This window comes from Delftia sp. RIT313 (assembly GCF_000632165.1).
Classification (GTDB): Bacteria; Pseudomonadota; Gammaproteobacteria; order Burkholderiales; family Burkholderiaceae_C; genus Comamonas; species Comamonas acidovorans.
This window is the reverse complement of record NZ_JFYT01000079.1, coordinates 200944-222627: the sequence shown is the minus strand read 5'-3', so window position 1 is coordinate 222627 and position 21684 is coordinate 200944. Positions and strand designations below refer to the sequence as shown.

At 67.9% G+C, this 21684-nt stretch carries 25 protein-coding genes; 17 read left to right on the top strand and 8 right to left on the bottom strand.

All coding sequences use genetic code 11. The features are described 5' to 3' along the window. Nucleotides 1-7 precede the first annotated feature (7 nt). The gene (gene metG, locus BW39_RS23295) at nt 8-2074 is read left to right on the top strand and encodes a methionine--tRNA ligase (RefSeq protein WP_043824580.1); all 2067 of its coding nucleotides are present in this window, start codon (nt 8-10) and stop codon (nt 2072-2074) included. Nucleotides 2075-2239: 165 nt separating this feature from the next. Next, entirely contained in the window at nt 2240-2536 is a 297-nt protein-coding gene (locus BW39_RS23300) for a hypothetical protein (protein ID WP_043824581.1), read from the top strand. 2 nt (nt 2537-2538) lie between these two features. Here BW39_RS23300 and BW39_RS23305 read toward each other — a convergent pair whose 3' ends face one another. After that, complete coding sequence (locus BW39_RS23305) at nt 2539-3189, bottom strand: YitT family protein (protein ID WP_043824582.1); 651 nt, start codon at nt 3187-3189, stop codon at nt 2539-2541. 174 nt (nt 3190-3363) lie between these two features. Beyond that, a complete protein-coding gene (gene bamE / locus BW39_RS23310) occupies nt 3364-3861 on the bottom strand; it encodes an outer membrane protein assembly factor BamE domain-containing protein (RefSeq protein ID WP_012203765.1) in 498 nt (165 codons plus the stop codon). Nucleotides 3862-3907: 46 nt separating this feature from the next. Here bamE and BW39_RS23315 point away from each other — a divergent pair, with 46 nt between their 5' ends. The 10 genes from BW39_RS23315 (at nt 3908) to BW39_RS23360 (ending at nt 10956) form a co-directional block, all read left to right on the top strand. Next, nucleotides 3908-4111 carry a DUF3460 family protein gene (locus BW39_RS23315; RefSeq protein ID WP_012203764.1) on the top strand — a complete coding sequence of 68 codons (204 nt, stop codon included), beginning with the start codon at nt 3908-3910 and terminating at the stop codon, nt 4109-4111. A gap of 75 nt (nt 4112-4186) precedes the next feature. Further along, nucleotides 4187-5053, top strand: coding sequence for a segregation and condensation protein A (locus tag BW39_RS23320; protein ID WP_013803906.1), 867 nt, complete (start codon nt 4187-4189; stop codon nt 5051-5053). Nucleotides 5054-5112: 59 nt separating this feature from the next. Further along, a complete protein-coding gene (gene queE / locus BW39_RS23325) occupies nt 5113-5751 on the top strand; it encodes a 7-carboxy-7-deazaguanine synthase (protein WP_034390787.1) in 639 nt (212 codons plus the stop codon). 8 nt (nt 5752-5759) lie between these two features. Then, complete coding sequence (locus tag BW39_RS23330) at nt 5760-6125, top strand: 6-pyruvoyl trahydropterin synthase family protein (protein WP_012203761.1); 366 nt, start codon at nt 5760-5762, stop codon at nt 6123-6125. A gap of 143 nt (nt 6126-6268) precedes the next feature. Continuing rightward, nucleotides 6269-6649 carry an aspartate 1-decarboxylase gene (panD, locus tag BW39_RS23335; protein ID WP_012203760.1) on the top strand — a complete coding sequence of 127 codons (381 nt, stop codon included), beginning with the start codon at nt 6269-6271 and terminating at the stop codon, nt 6647-6649. A 27-nt stretch (nt 6650-6676) separates the two neighbouring features. Further along, on the top strand, nt 6677-7999 hold the full coding sequence (gene bioA, locus BW39_RS23340; RefSeq protein WP_043824584.1) for an adenosylmethionine--8-amino-7-oxononanoate transaminase: 1323 nt from the start codon (nt 6677-6679) through the stop codon (nt 7997-7999). After that, the gene (gene bioD, locus BW39_RS23345) at nt 7996-8697 is read left to right on the top strand and encodes a dethiobiotin synthase (protein WP_043790591.1); all 702 of its coding nucleotides are present in this window, start codon (nt 7996-7998) and stop codon (nt 8695-8697) included. Before bioA ends, bioD begins: the two co-directional genes overlap by 4 nt. Beyond that, complete coding sequence (gene bioF / locus BW39_RS23350) at nt 8694-9911, top strand: 8-amino-7-oxononanoate synthase (RefSeq protein WP_043824586.1); 1218 nt, start codon at nt 8694-8696, stop codon at nt 9909-9911. The genes bioD and bioF overlap by 4 nt, the downstream gene beginning before the upstream one ends. Nucleotides 9912-9942: 31 nt before the next feature. Beyond that, entirely contained in the window at nt 9943-10302 is a 360-nt protein-coding gene (locus BW39_RS23355) for a 5-carboxymethyl-2-hydroxymuconate Delta-isomerase (protein ID WP_012203756.1), read from the top strand. Between the two features lie 15 nt (nt 10303-10317). After that, nucleotides 10318-10956: a tRNA-uridine aminocarboxypropyltransferase gene (locus BW39_RS23360; RefSeq protein ID WP_043824588.1), complete on the top strand. Its 639-nt coding sequence runs from the start codon at nt 10318-10320 to the stop codon at nt 10954-10956. Nucleotides 10957-11004: 48 nt separating this feature from the next. Here the strand turns inward: BW39_RS23360 and BW39_RS23365 are convergent, their stop codons facing one another. The 5 genes from BW39_RS23365 to BW39_RS23385 form a co-directional block, all read right to left on the bottom strand. After that, complete coding sequence (locus BW39_RS23365; protein ID WP_043824590.1) at nt 11005-11988, bottom strand: Bug family tripartite tricarboxylate transporter substrate binding protein; 984 nt, start codon at nt 11986-11988, stop codon at nt 11005-11007. A 132-nt stretch (nt 11989-12120) separates the two neighbouring features. Further along, nucleotides 12121-12741 (bottom strand): aminotransferase class IV, encoded by a 621-nt coding sequence (locus BW39_RS23370; protein ID WP_235264273.1) that lies wholly within the window; start codon nt 12739-12741, stop codon nt 12121-12123. Nucleotides 12742-12770: 29 nt separating this feature from the next. Then, a complete protein-coding gene (gene pabB, locus BW39_RS23375) occupies nt 12771-13940 on the bottom strand; it encodes an aminodeoxychorismate synthase component I (protein ID WP_043824593.1) in 1170 nt (389 codons plus the stop codon). Nucleotides 13941-14129: 189 nt separating this feature from the next. Continuing rightward, the gene (locus BW39_RS23380; protein WP_013803916.1) at nt 14130-14441 is read right to left on the bottom strand and encodes a DUF4148 domain-containing protein; all 312 of its coding nucleotides are present in this window, start codon (nt 14439-14441) and stop codon (nt 14130-14132) included. A 221-nt stretch (nt 14442-14662) separates the two neighbouring features. Continuing rightward, on the bottom strand, nt 14663-15388 hold the full coding sequence (locus tag BW39_RS23385) for a Crp/Fnr family transcriptional regulator (RefSeq protein ID WP_043781030.1): 726 nt from the start codon (nt 15386-15388) through the stop codon (nt 14663-14665). A gap of 165 nt (nt 15389-15553) precedes the next feature. On the opposite strand from BW39_RS23385, the gene BW39_RS23390 reads away from it, so the two are divergent. The 5 genes from BW39_RS23390 to BW39_RS30615 all read left to right on the top strand — a co-directional run bounded on the left by BW39_RS23390 (nt 15554) and on the right by BW39_RS30615 (nt 20504). Continuing rightward, nucleotides 15554-16783, top strand: coding sequence for an ATP-binding cassette domain-containing protein (locus BW39_RS23390; protein ID WP_043824675.1), 1230 nt, complete (start codon nt 15554-15556; stop codon nt 16781-16783). Between the two features lie 3 nt (nt 16784-16786). Further along, nucleotides 16787-18349: a hypothetical protein gene (locus BW39_RS23395; RefSeq protein ID WP_043824595.1), complete on the top strand. Its 1563-nt coding sequence runs from the start codon at nt 16787-16789 to the stop codon at nt 18347-18349. 87 nt (nt 18350-18436) lie between these two features. Further along, nucleotides 18437-19318 (top strand): 3-methyl-2-oxobutanoate hydroxymethyltransferase, encoded by an 882-nt coding sequence (gene panB, locus BW39_RS23400; protein ID WP_012203749.1) that lies wholly within the window; start codon nt 18437-18439, stop codon nt 19316-19318. Between the two features lie 73 nt (nt 19319-19391). Beyond that, complete coding sequence (gene panC / locus BW39_RS23405) at nt 19392-20243, top strand: pantoate--beta-alanine ligase (RefSeq protein WP_012203748.1); 852 nt, start codon at nt 19392-19394, stop codon at nt 20241-20243. A 45-nt stretch (nt 20244-20288) separates the two neighbouring features. Continuing rightward, entirely contained in the window at nt 20289-20504 is a 216-nt protein-coding gene (locus tag BW39_RS30615; RefSeq protein ID WP_034390767.1) for a DUF3079 domain-containing protein, read from the top strand. Here BW39_RS30615 and BW39_RS23415 read toward each other — a convergent pair. After that, nucleotides 20489-21682, bottom strand: coding sequence for a M20 aminoacylase family protein (locus BW39_RS23415; protein ID WP_043824597.1), 1194 nt, complete (start codon nt 21680-21682; stop codon nt 20489-20491). The two genes, BW39_RS30615 and BW39_RS23415, sit on opposite strands and share 16 nt — an antisense overlap. Nucleotides 21683-21684 lie beyond the last annotated feature (2 nt).

Below are 21684 nucleotides of genomic sequence, written 5' to 3'. Positions count from 1 at the left end.
GCCATCCATGACCGCACGCAAACTCTTCGTCACCACCGCCCTGCCGTACGCCAACGGCAACTTCCACATCGGCCACATCATGGAATACATCCAGGCCGACACCTGGGTGCGTGCGCAGCGAATGCAGGGCAACGCGGTCAACTTCGTGGGTGCCGATGACGCCCACGGCGCGCCCATCATGATTGCGGCCGAGAAGGCCGGCAAGACGCCCCAGCAGTTCGTGGCCGACATCGCCGCAGGCCGCAAGCAGTACCTGGACGGCTTCCACATCGCCTTCGACAACTGGCACAACACCGACGCGCCCGAAAACCATGTGCTGGCCCAGCAGATCTACAGGGACCTGAAGGCTGCCGGCTTCATCGAGACGCGCACCATCGAGCAGTTCTTCGACACCGAGAAGAACATGTTCCTGCCCGACCGCTTCATCAAGGGCGAATGCCCGCGCTGCCACGCCAAGGACCAGTACGGCGACAACTGCGAGGTCTGCAGCGCCGTCTACGCGCCCACCGACCTGATCAACCCCTACTCGGCGCTGTCCGGCGCCAAGCCCGTGCTCAAGAGCTCGGAGCATTTCTTCTTCAAGCTGTCGGACCCGCGCTGCGTGGAGTTCCTGACCGAGTGGACCCAGGACGGCCAGCATGTGCAGCCCGAGGTGGCCAACAAGATCAAGGAATGGTTCGGCGTGCGCACCAACCCGGACGGCACGACCAGCGAGGGCCTGGGCGACTGGGACATATCGCGCGACGCGCCCTACTTCGGCATCGAGATCCCCGATGCGCCGGGCAAGTACTTCTACGTCTGGCTGGACGCGCCCGTGGGCTACCTGGCCTCGCTCAAGAACCTGCTGGACCGCCGTGGCGAGGACTACGAGGCCTACATGGCCGACCCCACGCTGGAGCAGTACCACTTCATCGGCAAGGACATCATCACCTTCCACACGCTGTTCTGGCCCGCCATGCTCAAGTTCAGCGGCCGCAAGACGCCCACCAAGATCTGCGTGCACGGCTTCATGACCGTGAACAACGGCGAGAAGATGAGCAAGAGCCGCGGCACCGGACTGGACCCGCTCAAGTACCTGGGCCTGCAGATGAACCCCGAGTGGCTGCGCTACTACCTGGGCGCCAAGCTCAACGGCAAGAATGAAGACATCGACTTCAACCCCGATGACTTCATGGCCCGCGTCAACTCCGACCTGATCGGCAAGTACGTGAACATCGCCTCGCGCGCGGCCGGCTTCATCGCCAAGCGCTTCGGCGGCAAGCTGGGCACGGTCAGCGAAGACGGCCAGGCCCTGCTGGCCCAGCTGCGCGGCCAGAGCGAGGCCGTTGTCCAGGCCTTCGAGAACCGCGACACGGCCCGCGCCGTGCGCGAGATCATGCAGCTGTGCGACCGCGTCAACGAATACGTGGATGCCAACAAGCCCTGGGAGCTGGCCAAGCAGGAAGGCATGGACGCCCGCCTGCAGGACGTGTGCACCACCTGCATCGAGGCCTTCCGCCTGCTGACCATCTACCTGAAGCCCATCCTGCCGGCCGTGGCCGAACAGGTGGAAGGCTTCCTCAACGTGGCGCCGCTGCAGTTCGCCGACGCACAGAACCTGCTGGGCGCCGGCCATGCCATCGGCCTGTACAAGCACCTGATGCAGCGCGTGGACGTCAAGCAGCTGGAGGCCCTGTTCGAGGCCCCCGAGCCCGTGGTCGAGAAGGTCCTGCCCGGCGGCGAGGAGATTGCCGAAACCATCGGCATCGACGACTTTGCCAAGGTGGACCTGCGCATTGCCAAGATCGTGGAATGCAAGCCCGTGGAAGGCTCGACCAAGCTGCTGCAGCTCACGCTGGACGTGGGCGAAGGCAAGACACGCAACGTGTTCTCCGGCATCTCCAGCATGTACCAGCCCGAGCAGTTGCAGGGCAAGCTCACCGTGATGGTGGCCAACCTGGCGCCGCGCAAGATGAAGTTCGGCATCTCCGAAGGCATGGTGCTGGCCGCCAGCCACGCCGATGAGAAGGCCAACCCCGGCATCTACGTGCTGGAGCCCTTCCCAGGCGCCACACCCGGCATGCGTATACATTGAAATGCCCCCTGAGTCGCTTCGCGCCTTCCCCCTGAAGGGGGGCATACGGGCACCCGGCGACACCCTCGGTGCGGGGCGGCGCGGCCGGCGTAGGCCCTTCCTCGGCGTCCCTGACTTAGGCTCTGCCGGTTTCAAAGATTGCGCACAGTGTGTTGGACGACAATCATGAAGTCTGCAAAGTCCCGCAAGCCCTCACGGTCCCCGGCCCTGGGGGCTTTTCTTTGCCTGTGCGCCGCGGCCCTGCTGTCCGGCTGCACCGTGGTGGCCGTAACGGCCACGGCGGTCAGCGTCACGGCCTCGGCCGTGGGGCTGGCCGCGGATGCGGCCGTGGGCACGGTAAAAATCGTCGGCAAGGGAGTGGGCAAGGCCGTCGATGCGATGAGCGATGACGGGGCAGCCGCAGACAACAGCGGCATCACGGTCCGCTACCGCACGCCCGATGGGCAGCCTTTGACGCCCTGAGGCTACTGCCCGGCGTAGCGCCCGGGCCGGTGGCTCACGGCCAGGAACACGCCCATGATCACGGCCGCCAGCACCGACCAGGCCACGCGCTCGAAGGGCACGACCCACAGCGCCAGCAGCACCACGCAACAGTCGATGGCCATCTGCACCTTGCCGGCGCGGATGCCGTAGCGGTCCTGCAGGTAGAGCGAGGCAATGGTGGCGCCGCCCAGGCTGGAACGGTGGCGCGCCAGGAACAGCAGGCCCGAGCCCATGAGCAGGCCGCCCGCAATGGCGGCAAAGGCCGGGTGCAGGTAGTCGATGTGGATGAGGCGCGGCCCCATTTCGGTGATCAGCGACAACGCGCCCACGCAGATGAAGGTCTTGACCGTGAAGGTGCGGCCCACGCGCGTCCAGGCAAACCAGTAGAACGGGATGTTGATCGCGAAGAAGATGAGGCCGAACGGCCAGCCCGTGGCGTAGTGCAGCACGAAGGCCAGGCCCGCCGTGCTTCCCGTCAAAAGCCCCGCCTGGGCGAACATCATCATGGCGATGCCCACGAACAGGGTTCCGGTGAAGAGGGCCTGGACATCCTCGAAGAGGCCATGGCGCAGCGAAGCGGTGGCCGGGACAGGCGCAGCAGGCGCGGCAGCGGGTAGGGAAGGCGTGGACATTGTCGGGGTGATGACAGATCTATCGTCGCAAAGGCCCCGGTTCGGGGCCTTCACCGTACCCATGGGGTGTCATAGGTACAAACCCGGATTCTAGAGATTGTTGCCCCGGCGCGCTGTGGCGTGCAGGGTACAGCGCATCGCAGGATGCTTGCAGGAACTTGCAAGGGCCTGCTGTCAGGCGCCGCCGTGCAGTTTCTCGCGGCCCGCGCTGCGCAGCACGCGGCCGTCAGGCCCGAAGGTCACGGTGAACTCCATGTCGCGCGTGGGGGGATCGATGTAGTTCCAGTCCCAGTCGGTTTCCTGCTTGAGCTGGTAGGGCGTGATCTTGGCGGGCTTGCCCAGCATGCGGCGCACCTGCTCCTCGTCCATGCCGGGGCGGATCTTCTCGAAGTTGTGCGGCGCCAGCACCTGGCGCAGCGCGCTCATGCGGCCATCGGTGCCGATGGTGATCATGTAGTTGCGGCTGCCGGCGGGCTGGCGGTTGTACTCGAAGGTGCGCGAGCCGTCGGGCTCGGTCCAGATGCGTTCGGGCTCGCCAAAGCGGGCGCGGACGTCGGCCTCGGTGGACAGGCCTTCTTCGAGTTCCTTGATGTTTTGGGGATCGCAGCCGGGCAGCGAGAGCATGCCCATCACGGCCACGGCAACCCCCAGAAGACGGGAGACTAGGTTCATCGGCGGTGTCCCGGTAAAATCACGCGATTCAAGAGGTTATCAGACTATGTCATTCTTTCGCCGCCCCGACTATCGCTCCGACGCCACCAACTTCATCAACGACCTGAAGAAGCAAAAGCCCGAGCTGCCCAGCCAACAGCTGGCCGGCCGCTCGCTGCTGTGGGACAAGGACGTGAACCACGAAGTCTGGGAAGACCTGCGCGCCGGCCGCGTGGACCAGAAGCCCTACGTCTACCAGACGAACTCCTGATTGCCCATGCGATGAAAAATCAGCCTGTTCCCACCGTGCACCCTGCGCATGCGGCATTCGCCCAGGCAGCAAGGCATGGCCGAGGCTGAATCCGCGCTGGCGCCTGCGGGCGCCTCCGCCACATCCCCCCCTCCTGGCGACGGCACCCCGGTCGTGATCGACCAGGTGGCTTTGGCGCGCCTGTACGGCGAGCCGCTGTTCGCCCTGCCGCAGGACCTGTACATCCCGCCCGATGCGCTGGAGGTCTTCCTCGAAGCCTTCGAAGGGCCGCTGGACCTGTTGCTGTACCTGATCCGCAAGCAGAACTTCAACATCCTCGACATTCCCATGCTGGACGTGACGCGCCAGTACATGCGCTATGTCGACGAGATCCGCAGCCGCAACCTCGAGCTGGCGGCCGAGTACCTGCTGATGGCGGCCATGCTCATCGAGATCAAGTCGCGCATGCTGCTGCCGCCCAAGAAGCAGGAAGGCGGCGAAGAGGCCGAGGACCCGCGCGCCGAGCTGGTGCGCCGGCTGCTCGAGTACGAGCAGATCAAGCTCGCTGCCCACCAGCTCGGCCAGGTGCCGCACTACGGGCGTGACTTCCTCCGGGCCCAGATCCACATCGAGCAGAACCTGCAGCCGCGCTTTCCCGATGTGGATGTGGCCGAGCTGCAATCGGCCTGGCGCGACATTCTCAAGCGCGCCAAGCTCGTGCAAAGCCACAAGATCACGCGCGAGGAACTCTCGGTGCGCGAGTACATGAGCCAGGTGCTCAAGGCCCTGCAGGGCCGGCGCTTCGTCGAGTTCGAGACCCTGTTCCAGCCCGAGAAAGGCTCGACCGTGCTGGTCGTGACCTTCATCGCCCTGCTGGAGCTGGCCAAGGAAACGCTGATCGAGATCACCCAGGCCGAAGCCTTTGCGCCCATCTACGTGCGCCTGGCCTATACGCCCGTCTAGCGGGCACGGACACAGGCACGCGCACACCGACAGGCCGGCTCCACCGGCCTCCATGCACCATGACTTACAGCGTCAAAGAAATCTTCTACACCCTGCAGGGCGAGGGCGGCCAGGCCGGCACGCCGGCCATCTTCTGCCGCTTTGCGGGCTGCAACCTCTGGACCGGCCGCGAGCAGGACCGCGCCAGCGCCATCTGCCAGTTCTGCGACACCGACTTCGTGGGCACCGACGGCACGCTGGGCGGCAAGTTCGCCACGGCCGACGCCCTGGCCGAACGCATTCTGTCCCAATGGCCGGCCGGCGACAGCCAGCACCGCATGGTGGTGCTGACCGGGGGAGAGCCCCTGCTGCAGGTGGACGAGCCCCTGATCGCCGCCCTGCATGCGCGCGGCTTTCGCATTTCCGTGGAAAGCAATGGCACCGTGGCCGCGCCCGAGGGCATCGACTGGCTGTGCATCAGCCCCAAGGCGGGCGCCGACTGGGTGCAGCGCAGCGGCCAGGAGCTCAAGCTGGTCTGGCCGCAGCCCGGCTTCGATCTGCAGGCCATCGAGGCCGGCACCCGTTTCGACCGCTATTTCCTGCAGCCCATGGACAACGTCCTGCAGGCCGACAACACGGCCGCCTGCATAGCGCAATGCCTGCAGCGCCCGGCCTGGCGCCTGAGCCTGCAGACCCACAAGCTCACCGGCATCCGCTGATTTTTGCCATGCAGTTCACCGTACACCAGCGCTTTTTCTTCGATGCCGCCCACACGCTGGAGCGCGCCATCGAAACCGAGAGCAGCCGCCGCATCCACGGCCACACCTACTATGCCGAAGTCAGCGTCACCGGCCCGCGCAACCCGGACAACGGCATGGTGATCGACCTGGGCTACCTGCGCTCGCGCCTGAAGACCCTGGGCGACGCGCTGGACCACCGCTTTCTCGACGAAATCCCCGGCCTGGGCAAGCCCACGCTGGAAAACCTGTGCCTGTTCATTGCCGATTCCCTGGCCGACCTGCAGCCCGCTCCCAGCCGCATCCGCGTATGGCGCGACAGCATCGGCGATGGCTGCGTGCTCGACCTGAACTGAAGCCAGGCCCCACAGCGGCGCCGCTGCCGTTGAACAACTTCACGGCCTTCATGGGATTTCTCCTTCGCATATAGACTTGGTGGCTTTTTTTGCCAGCCCAGGCCCCATCAAGACCGCGCAAAGCGCCCCTCGAGAGACAAAACATGTTCCGCACCCTGCTCAAATCCAAGATCCACCGCGTCAAGACCACGCAATGCGAGCTGCACTATGAAGGCTCCTGCGCCATCGACGAGGATCTGCTGGACGCCGCCAACATCGTCGAGAACGAGCAGGTGCACATCTGGAACATCGACAACGGCGAGCGCTTCGTCACCTATGCCATCAAGGGCCAGCGCGGCAGCGGCATGATCTCGGTCAACGGCTCGGCCGCGCGCCGCGCTGCCGTGGGCGACCTGCTGATCATTGCGTCCTTCGCCCAGGTGCATGAGACCGACGTGGCCACGCACCAGCCGCAGCTGGTCTTCGTGGACGATGCCAACCGCCAGGTCGAACTGCGCCACCACGTTCCCACGCAGCAGCTGTGAGCTGCGCTGCGGTGTGACAATCGCGCGATGACTCAATCGCTTGCCGCCCGCAGCCTTGCGGCTGTGTGGCACCCCTGCACCCAGATGAAGCGGCACGAGGCCGCGCCCCCCATCGCCATCGCGCGCGCCCAGGGGCCCTGGCTCCACGACACCGAAGGACGCCGCTACCTGGATGGCGTCAGCTCCTGGTGGGTCAACCTCTTCGGCCACAGCCATCCGCACATCCAGGCCGCGCTCACCGACCAGCTCGCCCGACTTGACCATGTGATGCTGGCCGGCTTCACGCACGCGCCCGTGGTCGAGCTGTCCGAACGGCTGGCCACGCTCACCGGCCTGGGCCACGCCTTCTACGGCAGCGACGGCGCATCGGCCACCGAGATCGCCCTCAAGATGAGCGCCCATTACTGGCGCAACCTGGGCCGCCCCGCCAAGAGCCGCTTTGCCGGCCTGGCCGGCGGCTACCACGGCGAAACCGTGGGCGCGCTGGCCGTGACCGATATTCCCATCTTCCGCGAAGCCTATGCCCCCCTGGTGCGCCTGGCCGACACCGTGCCCAGCCCCGATGCACGCGGCGCGCAAGGCGGCGAAAGCCCGGCCGATGTGGCACGGCGCGCCGCCGAAGGCCTGCGCCAGTGGCTGGAGCAGCACCACGAGACCACGGCCGCCCTCATCGTCGAGCCGCTGGTGCAGTGCGCGGCCGGCATGGCCATGCACGACCCCGAATACCTGCGCCTGGCGCGCGCCCTGTGCGACCGCTACGAGGTGCACCTGGTGGTGGACGAGATCGCCGTGGGCTTCGGCCGCACGGGCAGCATGTTCGCTCACCAGCAGGCCGGCATACGGCCGGACTTCATCTGCCTGTCCAAGGGCCTGACGGGCGGCACGCTGGCCCTGTCGGCCGTGCTGACCACCGAGACCGTCTACGCCGCCTTCTACGACGATTCCGTGGCGCGCGGCTTTCTGCACTCGCACTCGTACACCGGCAACCCGCTGGCCTGCCGCGCGGCCCTGGCCACGCTGGAGCTGTTCGAGCAGACCGATGCCATCAACGCCAACCTCGCGCTGGCGCAAAGGCTTGACGGCGCCTTCACCCCTTTGAACCAGCACGCCCGCGTGCGCCACGCACGGCGCCAGGGAATGATCTGGGCCTGGGATGTGCAGACCTCCCTGCCCGATTTCTCGCGCCGCTACAGCGCAGCCGCACTGGAGCGCGGGCTGCTGCTGCGCCCTATCAGCAACACCCTCTACGCCATGCCTCCCTATTTGCTGGACGAAGAAGCCGTGCAGCACCTGGCGGCCAGCGCGCTGGCCGCCCTTGAAGACACCCTGGCCCAGGAGAACCATTCGTGAACGCCCACCGCACCATTGGCTGCTTTGTCACCGGCACCGACACGGGCGTGGGCAAGACCCTGGCCTCCTGCGGGCTGCTGCATGCGCTGGCCCGCCACCATGCCCGCGTGGTGGGCATGAAGGCCGTGGCCGCAGGCGCCGAGCCCGACGGCCACGGCGGCTGGGCCAATGAGGACACGCTGGCGTTGCGCGCCGCCTCCACCCTGGCCGTGCCGCCCGAACTGGACAACCCCGTGCTGCTGCCCGATCCCATGTCGCCGCACATCGCCGCGCAGCGCGCGGGCCGCTCCATAGAGATCGCACACATCGTGGACAGCTACCGGCGCCTGGCCGAACAGGCCGACGCCGTGGTGGTGGAAGGCGCGGGCGGCTTTCTCGTGCCGCTGTCCGACCAGCTCTCGGGCGCCGACCTGGCCTGCGCGCTGGACCTGCCCGTGGTCATGGTCGTGGGCCTGCGGCTGGGCTGCCTGAACCACGCTGCCCTCACGGCCGAGGCCATTCGCGCGCGCGGACTGCGCCTGGCCGGCTGGATTGCCAGCCGCGTGGACCCCGCCATGCTGGTGCCCGAGGAAAACATGGCCTGGCTGCGCCAGCACCTGGACCGGCAACTGCAGGCGCCGCTGCTGGCCGATATCCCCTTCCAGCAGCACCCCGACCCGCGCGCCACCACCTACACCCTGCCGGAGCAATGGCAATGAGCGGCTCCTGGCTGGACGACATCCCCGCGCGCATCGCCGAGCTCGACGCGGCCCACCTGCGCCGCCGCCGCCGCGCCACGGCGCCGCTGCAGGGCGCCGCCAGCGGCGCCCACATGGAGGTGGACGGCCACCCCATGCTGGCCTTTTGCAGCAACGACTACCTGGGCCTGGCCGGCCACCCCACCCTGGTGCGCGCCGCCTGCGCGGGCGCCCAGGCCTTTGGCGTGGGCTCGGGCGGCTCGCCCCTGGTCAGCGGCCACAGCACGGCCAACGCCGCGCTGGAGGAGCAGCTGGCGCACTTCGTGCAACTGCCGCGCGCGCTCTACTTCTATGCGGGCTACGCCACCAATGCCGGCATCGTGCCGGCCCTGGTGGGCGCGGGCGATGCCCTGTTCTCCGATGCGCTCAACCACGCCTGCCTGATCGACGGCGCCCGCCTGTCGCGCGCCCAGGTCCACCGCTATGCCCATGCCGACCTGGGCGATCTGGCCGCGCAACTGGCCGCCAGCACGGCCCGGCGCAAGCTGGTCATCAGCGATGCCGTGTTCAGCATGGACGGCAATGTGGCCGACATCCGCGGACTGCTGGCGCTGTGCGAGCAGTACGACGCACTGCTGCTGCTCGACGACGCGCATGGCTTCGGCGTGCTGGGCCCACAAGGCCGGGGCAGCCTGGCCGAGGCGGGACTGACGGGTGCAAACGCCTCGCCGCGCGTGCTCTACATGGCCACGCTGGGCAAGGCCGCTGGCGTGGCCGGTGCCTTTGTCGCGGGCAGCGACATGCTGGTCGAATGGCTGCTGCAAAAGACGCGCAGCTACATCTTCGCAACCGCCGCGCCGCCCATGCTGGCCAGCGCGCTGCAGGCCAGCGTGGCCCTGATCGAGGCCGAGGACGAGCGCCGCGAGGCCCTGGCCGAACGCATTGCCGAGCTGCGCGCCGGCCTCACGCCACTGCTGGCGCGCACGGGCTGGCAGCTGCTGCCTTCGCGCACCGCCGTGCAGGCCCTGGTCATAGGCTCCAACGCCACGGCCCTGGCCGTGATGGAAGGCCTGCGCGAGCGCGGCCTGTGGGTGCCCGCCATCCGCCCGCCCACCGTGCCCGAAGGCACGGCGCGGCTGCGCATCGCGCTGTCGGCCTCCCACACGCGCATCGACGTGCAGCTGCTGCTGACGGCGCTGGACGAGGTCTCGCGCCTGGCCCCACCCCTCCCCTGAATCCCTCTTCACCACCGGAACGGAGACATCCATGCCCCATCTCTACGTCGAATACACCGACAACCTCGCCGGCCTGCCCGGCCAGCAACTGCTGACCGAACTCAATGCCTTCGTCTGCGGCCACCCCAGCATCCTGGACGAGGCCGACGTCAAGGCCCGCCTGCTGCCGGTCAGCCAGTTCGAGATCGGCTCGGCACCGGCCAACCGCGGCTTCGTCCACGTGCAGCTGCGCCTGCTGGCGGGCCGTACCGACACGGCCAAGAAGGAACTGTCCGAAGGCATTGCCGCGGTGCTGCGCCGCCTCACGCCCCAGCCGGCCGGCATGATGGTCCAGCTCAGCGTGGAAATCGCCGACATGGACAAGCCCAGCTACTACAAGGGTCGCCTGTAAGGCAGGCGCCGGGCCTTGTCCGCCGTGAGCACCCGCGCACGCTGCGCACAATGCCTGCGCCCTGAGCGCACCTGCCTGTGCCCCCTGGTGCAGCCGGTGCCGCATGCGGTGCAGCTGCTGGTGCTCCAGCATCCCGAGGAAGAACTGCAGGCCAAGGGCACGGGCCGGCTGCTGCACCTGTGCCTGCCCGCCAGCCGCCTGGCGGTGGGCGAGGCCTTCGAGCCAGCGCAGTTGCAGGCACTGCTGCACGCGCCCTGGCAGGCCGGCGACGCCCCGCGGCAGGCTGTACTGCTCTATCCGGAAACGCCGCACGGCGATCAGCTGGGCCTGGCCAGGCAAGCGCCCTGGCCGCAGCCCGCGCCATGCCCCGAGGACCTGCGCCTGGTGGTGCTGGACGCCACCTGGCGCAAGAGCCGCAAGATGCTCTACCTCAACCCCGGCCTGCAGGCCCTGCCGCGCCTGGCACTGCAGGGCGACCTGCCCGCCTCGCGCTACGGCGCCCTGCGCAAGGCCCATGCGCCGGGCCAGCTGTCCACGCTGGAGGCAGCGGCCTGCGCGCTGCAACGGCTGGCGCCTGCCGGCCCGTCGCTGCAGCCGCTGCGCGATGCGTTCGAGGGGCTGCTGTCCCTGCATGCCCTGCACAGGCCCGAATGAAAAAACGCCTCGGGGAACGAGGCGTTTTTCATGGCGGCCGGCCCTGCTTCAGTTTTCCGGCGTGATCTTGGCGAACTTGACCAGTTCGGCGTACTTGCCCATGTCGGTACGGATGATCTGGGACAGGTTTTCGTCGCCCGTGGCTGCAATGATGCCCGCCCCTTCCAGGCGCGCGCGCATCGCCGGATCGGCCAGGCCCGCCTTCAAGGCCTTCTGCAGGCTGGCCACCACCTCGGCAGGCAGGTCCTTGGGCCCCACCAGCCCGAACCAGCCGCTCAGCGCATAGCCCTTGAGCGCCGCGTTCTCGCCCAGCGCGGGCACGTCCTTCATCATGGCGATGCGGTGGGCCGTGGTCACGCCCAGGGCCTTGATCTTGCCGCTCTGGATGAACGGAGCCGCCACCGAGGGAGAGACGATGGCGAAATCCAGGTTGCCGCCCGCCAGGTCGCTGGTCATCGCGGCCGATCCCTTGTAGGGCACATGGACGATGTCCACCCCGGCAATCTTCTTGATCAGCTCGCCCGAGAAATGCGGCGTGGACCCGATGCCCGGGCTGCCGTAGCTGTACTTGCCGGGATGGGCCTTGGCCAGGGCGATGAACTCGTCGATGGTCTTGGCCGGCATCTTGGTGCCGGCCACCCACAGGTTGGGCAGCACGCCGGTCAGCGCGATGCCGGTCAGGTCCGTGGCCGGGTCGTACTTCTGCGCGGCGTTGACGAACTTCGTGCCCGCCAATTCGTTGCTGGAGCCTGCGAGCAGGGTATAGCCGTCGGCCTTGGCACCGACCACGCGCTGCGCGCCCACCACGCCGGCGGCACCGGGCACGTTGTCGACCACGACGGTCGCATTGAGGTGCTTGGCCAGGATGTCACCCACCACGCGCCCCACCAGGTCGACCGAGCCGCCTGCCGCGTAGCCGACGACGACGCGAATGGGCTTGTTGGGATAGGTGGTCTGGGCGCACAGCGGGCCCGCCGCCAGGACAGCCGCGGCGCTGATCAGCGCGCGGCGGGAAAAACGGAATTCATGCATGGATCGATCTCAGGGGAGACAGGCATAAGCCAACAATCAAAATGATATTGCTCAACAATATTCACCGATTGTCTGACATTGCCTTGTGGAATCCATCCCTGAAAACCATGAGTTCCACCCCTGGCCTGCAGCTCAGCGCAGAACTGCCGGCAGCCAGCCGCGCAGGCTGTTGACGAAGGCCCAGCCCTGCACGCGCGGCAGATCGTCCAGCCGCACCGGGTGCTCCACCACGCGGCCCTCGTCCAGCGCCACCGCGCGGCCCACGCCGGGCAGCAGGCCGCTGGACAGCGGCGGGGTCACCCAGCGGCCCGCCAGCAGCACGGCGATGTTGCCGCGCGTGCCCTCGGTGATCTCGCCGTCCTCGTTGTGGAGCACGGTGTCGAACACCGAGGCATCGGTGGGCTGCAGGCTGTCGTAGTGCGCGCGGCGCGAGGTCTTGAAACGCACCCAGTCGCCATGCGCCACCGCATTGGCGATGGGCCGGTCGGCCAGCGCCAGCCGAACAGGCGTGGCGGAAGGCGGCAGCGGCGCCGCCTGGGTCTGTATCCGCCCCGTGGCATCCAGCGCCAGGCGCACGCGCCAGTGGCCGCTGGCATGCGCCTGGCGCAGCTGCTGCAGTGCCTGCTCCAGCACGTCATCCGTGCAGGGACGGCCGAAATGCCGCGCCGCGTCCTGCATGCGCGTCACATGGCGCTGCAGGTGGATGAAACCGCCATCCCGCAGGGCCAGGGTTTCCAGAATGTCGAAATCCAAGTCCGTATCCGCCATGGCTGCACGCCCTTTCACACCTTGTCCAGAAAAGCCCTCTTGTGGCGCCATTCCTGCCATTCGGCAGGCGCCTCGGCGCCCGAGGTGATGCCGCTGCCGATGCCGCAGCGCAGTTCCGTGCCACGCGCCACCACCGTGCGTATGGGCACATTGAAGGTGGCGTGCACGCGCCCCGCGGCGATGCCGGGCCGCACCACGCCCACGGCGCCGCAGTACACGCCGCGCGGACCCGATTCCAGCTCGTGGATGAGCCGCATGGCCTGGCGCTTGGGCGCACCCGTGATGGAGCCGCAGGGAAACAGTGCCGCAAACACGTCCGCCAGGCCCGTGCCGGGCCGCGTGCGCGCCTGCACGTCGGACGTCATCTGCCACACGGTGGGCAGGGGTTCGGCATGGAACAGGCGCGGCACCTGGACGCTGAAAGGCTCGGCAATGCGCGAGACATCGTTGCGCAGCAGGTCCACGATCATCACGTTCTCGGCCCGCTCCTTGGGCGAGGACCGCATGGCCTGGACGTTCGCCTCGTCTTGTGCAGGCGTGGCGCCACGGGGCGCCGTGCCCTTCATGGGGCGCGTGAGGATGCGCTCGCCATCCCAGTCGAAGAACAGCTCGGGCGAGACGGACAGCACCTGCTCGTCGCCGCTGTCCATGCAGGCCACGTAGCCGCCGGGCTGGGCACGGCGCAGCGCGGCGAACAGCGATGGAATGTCGCCCAGCAGCCGGCCCATGAACTGGGCCGTGTAATTGATCTGATAGCAGTCACCGGCCGCAATCGCCTCGTGGATGCGCGCGATGGCGGCATCGAAATCGGCACGCTCCAGGCCGGGCTGCCATTGCACCTGAGATTGCGCCTGAGCTTGCACCTGAGGGCCGGCATCGACTGCATCCGCGTCTTCAGGCCAGGGCCGGGGGCCGTCGAAGACGGCAAACCAGGCCAGCGGCTCGCCTGGCGGCGTGGCATGCAAGGCGCCCGCGTAGGCCGCGTCAAAGGCCGCCGCCGCCTCGTAGCGTACCCAGCCCAGGCACCACAGGCCGGCCTGGGCGGCCTGCTGCACGGCGTCAAGCACACCGCGCACCTGCTCGGGCGCATGGGCGGCCAGGCTGCGCAGCGGCGGCCCGAAGCCATGGCGCAGCCGGGCGGCCGAACCGTCATGGGGGTTGGGAAAATCGATCAGAAACTTCACAAAACGGCCGTCAACGCATGCTGTACTTGCATCAGCAGCTTCGCTATCGATAGCAGCCACTGACACGGGGCCGCCCAGTGTAGAGCGAGGGAAACAAAAAAGCGCCCCGAAGGGCGCCAAACCAAGCGTCCCGAAAGGACGCTTTCCACCAACAGGCCCGGCACCATGCCGGACCCATATCCATTCACATCACTTCTGCGTGACGGTGTGCTGGCCTTCCAGGCGGGCCACGGCCTCACGGTAGGCAGGGCCGCTGCGCAGTTGCTGGTAACGGGCCAGGCCGCGCTGGTATTCGGCCGAGTTGTAGCTGATGTCGCGGTCTGCCGAAGGCGAGGGCAGGTAGGTCATGCCCGCCTGGTGCCACATTTCGAGGTCGGCCAGCACTTCGGCGCGGCTCAGGCCTGCGGTGGCGGAGGACGAGGGGGAAACGGCTTCTTGGGCCATTGCAGTGCCGGCGAGGCCCAGGGTCAGGGCGGCCAGTGCAGCGGAGAGGGTACGCATGTCAGATCCTTTCAAAAGGCCGCTCGGCATTCATTTCCTCACGGCATGGACGTACTATGCGGCGCTGCAGCATTCTTCGTCTGTGCGTTTTCTCACGTGTTTTCGCATCCGGCCCGGGCGGCCCGCTGCCTTTTCACCCGTGCTCCCCTCGACAGAAGGCGAATTCACGCGTTCCTGAAACAGTGTTTTTCGCGGCTTGAAACAGCCGCGGCAGACAAGGCTCAGCGCGCTTCCTCGAGCAGCACGCGCAGGCCTTCGACATGGCAGATGCGCAGGTTGCGGCCTTCGCGCCGCAGCAGGCCCAGGCGCACCAGGCGCGACATCTCGCGCGCCACTTCCTCGCGGCTGGAGCCCAGCATCAGGGCCAGGTCGGTCTGCCGGGGTGCGGGCGCCAGCAGGGCCTGCCCCTGGTCGATGCCCGCGCGCTCGGCACGTTCCAGCAACTGGGTATGCAGGCGGCTGCGCACCGACAGCGTTCCCAGATCCACCATGCGGCGCGCCAGCGCCACGGCCAGATCGCTGAGCCGGCCGATGAAGGCGCGCAGGACCTGGGGCTCGTTCATGAGCAGGGCTTCCACATCCTCATGGGCCAGCGAGGCAATCAGGCTGGGCACTCCCGCCTCCACCACCAGGGGCATGGCCGTGCAGCCCACCTGCTGCTGCGGCAGACCGCCGAAGAACACGCCCTGGGCAATCTCGCCCAGCGTGAGCCCGCGCCCGTTGGGGGCATAGCTGCTGACGCGCAAGCCGCCCTGCACGAGCATGTAGAGACGCTGATCGGTGTACGCGCCCTCCAGCGTCTGGTGCAGCGCCAGATGCTGCCAGCGGCACTGCGCGGCCAGTTCGGCCAGGCGCTCGTCGGTCAGGCTTTGCAGCACATGGACCTGGCGCAGGCCCTGCCAGGCCACGGCGGGAAGGAGCGGAGATGTCTGTAGGGAACCGGACATGGTGCAACACCGTTGAAGCGCATCCGCAGGGCCTGTGCGGGCCCTGTCGTCCGTCGCGGGAAGTACAGCATAGCGGGATCGCATAGACTCGTCGCGCGCCGGGAATCGCACTGTCCGGCTCCCCGGATGGCCGCACCGCGCAGCACAGAAAAAAGGGAGGGCTTCATGGAATCGAGCATCGAATCGGCACGACTACCCGCGCGCCCGCAGGCCACCGTGGCGGCCTGGGCGCAATCCGTGGAACAGGCGATCGCCAGCCAGCAATGGCATGGCGCGTGGCGTGCACTCATAGACGCCGCCCTGCCGGCCGAAACCGCCGTGCAGCAGAGCCTGCTGACTGCGCTGGATGCCTGGGATGGCCTTGCGGCCGATTCCGGCGCAGAGCCACGCCGCGCGCTGGTGCAGCAGGCATTCGATGCCCTGCATGCCGCCCATGCCCCGGGCCAGGCGCTGCAGGCCAACTCCGCACCTCCCCGCGCGCACCGCGCGCACCGCGCGTACCGTGTACAGGGTCGGCAACTGGTCAAGCGCTACCGGCGCGGCGGCTTTGCGCTGGGGCCGGTGGATGTGGCCGTGGAGCCCGGCACCATCCTGGGACTGGTGGGCGAGAACGGCAACGGCAAGACCACTTTGCTGCGCCTGCTGGCCGCCGATCTGGCGCCCGACGCAGGGCAGCTGGACTGGGGTGTTCCCGCCACTGATGCCTACCTGCTGCGCACCCAGCTCGCCTATATCCCCCAGCGCCCGGCCGTCTGGGGCGGGCGCCTGATGGACCATCTGCAATTCGCCGCGCGCAGCCATGGCGCCGTGGGCCCACGCAACATCTGCCTGGTACAGCTGGTCATCGCGCAGCTGGGGCTGCGCGCCTTCCGGGGCCACCAGTGGAAACAGCTGTCCTCGGGCTACAAGATGCGCTTCGAGCTGGCGCGCGCCCTGCTGTGCCGGACGCGCGTGCTGCTGCTGGACGAGCCCCTGGCCAACCTGGACATCAACGCCCAGCAGACCCTGCTGACCGATCTGCAGTCGCTGGCGCGCTCGCCCTGGCAACCCATGGCCCTGGTGCTGAGTTCACAGCAGCTGTACGAGGTGGAAAAGGTGGCCGACCAGGTGCTGTTCCTGGAACAAGGCCAGCCGCGCAGCGTCCAGCAGAGCTTTGCCGCCATGGAAGGCTGCGCCATCGAATTCGAGACCGGCTGGGCCATGGCGCAACTGAAACCCTGGCTGGACCGGCTGCCATCCCATACGCACCAGCTCAGCGGCCAGACCCACATCGTGAGCTTTCACGTGCCGTTCACGGCAGCGCAGTTCCTGGCACAGGCCGTGCAGGCACAGATGCCCGTGCGCTATTTCCGCGACATCACCGCATCCACCCGCCGCCTGTTCGTGAGGGACTGAGCCATGCCACGTTTTTCCGATATGACGAACCGCTGGGACCAATGGGCGCTGATGCGCTGCCCCCTGCTGTGGCAGCTGCGCCTGCACTGGTATCTGCCGCTGGCGCTGCTGTGGTGCGTGCTGGTGCTGGGCGTTTGGATGCAATGGATGGCCGAACCCGCGCGCTGGATGGGCTCCCTGCCCGGCGTTGCGTCCACGGCCCGGCAAACGCCCGAGCAATTGGCACTGGACATCGGCTTCGTCGTGGCCTGGATCGTGGCGATCGGCCTGGCGCTGTGGTGGTTGCTGCGCGTGCGCATCCACAACCGCTGGCGTGAACACGCCCCCGTGGGCCGCTGGGGCCTGTGGTGGGAGTACCTGTGGGGAGCCTTCTTCCTATCGCTATTGTTCGCACCTGCGATCGCCTTTTCGCCCATCTATGAAATGCGGATTCAGCGCCAATGGTCGGACACGGATGTCAGTGCACAGATCCAGACTGTCGAGCAAGTCGCCGCCCTGGAGGCGCTTGTCGCGCCACGCCAGGCGGCCATGCTCGTGGAATGGATACGTGTGCTGCGCGAGGAAGAGGTCGATCCGGCGAAGTACCCGAGCATCCAGGCCCTGGTCTGGTTGATGCGCGGAGACCAGGCCGCGATTGCCGCGACGCTGGAGCGCTACGGCCAGCCATTGCAGGCCAGAGGCTATGTGCGCCAGTCTGCCAGCTCCGCCCGGGACGAGGCGGAGCACCTGCTGGCCAGCTACCGCAGCGCGCTGCAATCCCCCCTGGCCGAGGAATGGCGCGCCTACCTGGCCGCCAGCCCACCATCAGAGACTGGCGAGAAGGTATCCAGAGCGCAGAACTCCAACTGCAAACCAGCCCTGGGTCGCAGCAGGCCTTTGGATCTGGAGCCGGATCCGCGCAAATGCTTCGGTACCTATCTGGCCCAGAGCAACCGTGAGTGGCTCATGCTGCTGGAGATGTTCGGCAGCCGGTGGAGCCCGCTGCAGCATGTGCAATGGAAGCACGCGCGCTACGGCCTCGCCCTGCCGGCCTACCAGGAAAGCCATCTGCGGCGCGCTGACAGGTCCCGCGACGACGAATGGCCAAGGATGTCCCAGTTGCTGGCGACCGCCAGCGCTGGCTTTTTCCTCGCCTTGGCCCTGGTGCTGGTGCGCCTGATGCCTGCCATGCAGCTGGTGGCCTGGGGCGCATGCCTGGTCCTGACCTTGCTTGGCAGCGTTCTGGCCGGGATGCTGGGAATCACCAACCTCTATGTGCTGGGGCTGTTTCCAGCCGCGCTGATATCGGTCGCCTGGCTGCGCATCAGTGTGCTCAAGCGCCCCTGGGCCGGCGCGGTGCTGCTGGCCCTGGGCATGTCGCTGGCCCTGATATGGCTCGCCGCCGCCTGGTCCAAGTGGTCCGCACTGCTGTTGCCCCAACCCGCCGGCAGCGCAGACCCTTGGACGGATACCCAGCACTGGCTGGACCTGCTGATGGGCGCGCCTGCCGTGGCAGCCAGCACGGCCATGCTCGTGGCCCTGCTGTCTCCGCTGTGGCGCCGATGGCGTGGCCTGCCCGAAAGGTGACGGAAAAGCAAAGGACAGCTCAGGGACAGGTGCCCCCCGCGCGCATCGCATAGACTCGCGGCAATTCCATCCCCCTCCGAGCGCCCCATGACCCAAGCACCCGTCACCGCCGGCACGCCCTACGGCACCATCCCTCCCGCCTCGCCGCTGCCCCAGCGCCGCCCCGTGAGCCTTCCGCGCCTGGCGCAGATGCGCGAGGCCGGCGAGAAGATCACCATGGTCACAGCCTATGACGCCACCTTCGCGGCCGTGGCCGATGCGGCCGGCGTGGAGTGCATTTTGGTGGGCGATTCACTGGGCATGGTCTGCCAGGGCCTGCACAGCACCGTGGGCGTGTCGCTGCAGGACATGTGCTATCACACCGCCAGCGTGGCGCGCGGCCTGCACCGCGTGCAGGGCACGGCCTGGCTGATCGCCGACATGCCCTATGGCAGCTACGCCGAAAGCCGCGAGCAGGCCATGCGCAGCGCCTGCGAGCTGATGCAGGCCGGCGCCCATATGGTCAAGCTCGAAGGCGGCGGCTGGACCGCGCCCACCGTGCAGTTCCTGGTCGAGCGCGGCGTGCCCGTCTGCGCCCACCTGGGCCTGACGCCGCAGACCGTGCATGCGCTGGGCGGCTACCGCGTCCAGGGCAAGAGCGACGAGGGCGCGGCCACGCTGCGCCGCCATGCGCTGGAGCTGCAGGATGCAGGCGCCTCCATGCTGGTGCTGGAGATGGTGCCGGCACAGCTGTCGCGCGAACTCACGGCCGAGCTGCCGCACTGCCACACCATCGGCATCGGCGCGGGCAGCGGCACGGCCGGCCAGGTCCTCGTGCTGCACGACATGCTGGGCGTGAACCTGGGCAAGATGGCCCGCTTCGTGCACAACTTCATGGCCGATGCGGGCAGCGTCAAGGGCGCATTCGAGGCCTATGTGCATGCCGTGAAGAACGGCAGCTTCCCCGACGACAGCAAGCACGCCTGGTAGTCCGGCAGGCTGCACGATCCGTTTTTCCGCTTCCCGCTTCCCGCTTCCCGTTCCCCCGTTTTCCCGTTTTCCCATGCAAATCGTCCACTCCATCGCCGACCTGCGCGCCATCCTGTCGAGCAAGGGCCGCCCCGCCTTCGTGCCCACCATGGGCAATCTGCACGACGGCCACCTGTCCCTGGTGCGCGCCGCGCGCCAGCACGGCGACATTGCCGTGGCCAGCATCTTCGTGAACCGCCTGCAGTTCCTGCCGCACGAGGATTTCGACAGCTATCCGCGCACCTGGGAGGCCGACTGCGCCAAGCTGGAGGCCGAAGGCTGCGACCTGCTGTTCGCCCCGCGCGAAGCCGATCTCTACCCCGAGCCGCAGACCTTCAAGATCCAGCCCGACGCGCAGCTGGCCGACATCCTCGAAGGCCATTTCCGCCCCGGCTTCTTCACGGGCGTGTGCACCGTGGTGATGAAGCTGTTCTCGGCCGTATTCTTCGCCAGCGGCGGCGGAACGGCCGTGTTCGGCAAAAAGGACTACCAGCAGTTGATGGTGATCCGCCGCATGGTCGAGCAGTTCGCCCTGCCCGTGAACATCGTGGCCGGAGACACTGCGCGCGCCGACGACGGCCTGGCGCTGAGTTCGCGCAACGGCTACCTGAGCGACGACGAGCGGCAGCAGGCCATGGCGCTGTCGCTGGCGCTCAAGCAACTGGCCGATGCCGCGCGTGCGGGCCAGGCGCCGCTGGCCGAACTGGAAGCCTGGGCCATGCAATCCCTGGCCGCCCAGGGTTGGGAGCCCGACTACCTGACCGTGCGCCTGCGCCGTGACCTGCAGCCCCCCGCCGAGGGCGCGCAACTGGCCGGTGCACCACTGGTGGCCCTGGGCGCTGCGCGCCTGGGCAAGACGCGCCTGATCGACAACCTGGAGTTCTGATCCAGCGCAAAACCCTGGCGGCCATGGCGGTCCAAGCTGGATGCCATGGCCAAGAAATTCCCCATCCACCCCGCCCATCCCGAGCGCACCTGCTGGGGTTGTGACCGCTACTGCGCCCGCGACGAGCTGGCCTGCGGCAACGGATCGGACCGCACACAGCACCCGGTGGAGATCTTTGGCGACGACTGGATGGAGTGGGGCCCGGGCCCGTGCCTGGCCCCCGAGCCCGCCGCCGAACCCCGGCCTCAGTCCACCAGATAGCGCTCCACCAGCAGGCTCCAGTACGCGGCACCGGTCAGCAGGTTGTCGTCGTTGAAGTCGTAGCGCGGGTGGTGTACGGGGTGGCAGTGCTCGCTGAACAGGCCATTGCCCAGGCGCAGGTAGCAGCCCGGCCGGCGCTCCAGCATGAAGGCGAAATCCTCGCCCGGCGTGATCGGGCCGAAGTCCGGGTCCACGCGCTGCGGCCCCACCAGCTCGCGCGCGACCTCCACGGCGAAATCCACCTCGCGCCCGGTGTTCACCAGCACCGGATAGCCCTGCTGGTGCTCGATCTGCACGCTGGCGCCATAGCTTTGCGCCTGCCCCTGGGCAATGGCCTCGATGCGCTCGCGCAGTTGCACCCTCACGCCGGGATCGAAGCAGCGCACGCTCAGCTCGATGCGCGCCTCGTCGGGAATGACGCCGTAGAAGCCCCCCGATTGCAGCGAGCACACGGACAGCACCGCTGTCTGCATGGGATCGACATTGCGCGAGACGATGCTTTGCAGCGCCATCACGATGCTGGCCGAGACCACGGACGGGTCCACCGTGAGATGGGGGCGCGCCACATGCCCGCCCTTGCCGATGACGCGGATGGCGATCTTGTCCGTCGCCGGCTGAAAGGCACCCTTGCGCATCATGAAGTGCCCCTGCTCCGCGCCCGGATGGTTGTGCATGCCGAACACAGCATCGCAGGGAAAGCGCTCGAACAGGCCGTCGGCGATCATGCGCTCGGCCCCGCTGTCATGGCCGCGCTCCTCGGCCGGCTGGAAGTACAGGTGCAGCGTGCCCGAGAAATTGCGCGTCCTGGCCAGGTACCGGGCAGCGCCCAGCAGCATGGCGGTGTGGCCATCGTGGCCGCAGGCGTGCATCTTGCCCTCGATGCGGCTCGCATAGGGCAGGCCGGTCTTTTCCTGCATGGACAGGGCGTCCATGTCGGCGCGCAGGCCGATGCGGCGGCCGCCCGTGCCCGCGCTCAGCGTGCCGACCACGCCCGTGGTACCCACGCCGGTGGCCACCTCAAAGCCCCATTCGGCCAGCTTTTCGGCGACCAGCGCAGCCGTGCTGCGCTCCTCGAATGCGATCTCGGGATGGCTGTGGATGCGGTGGCGGATGGCCCGGATCTCGGGCATGTCCCCGGCCAGCTCGGCCAGTTTCTGGTGTCTTGCGGTCTGGTTCATGT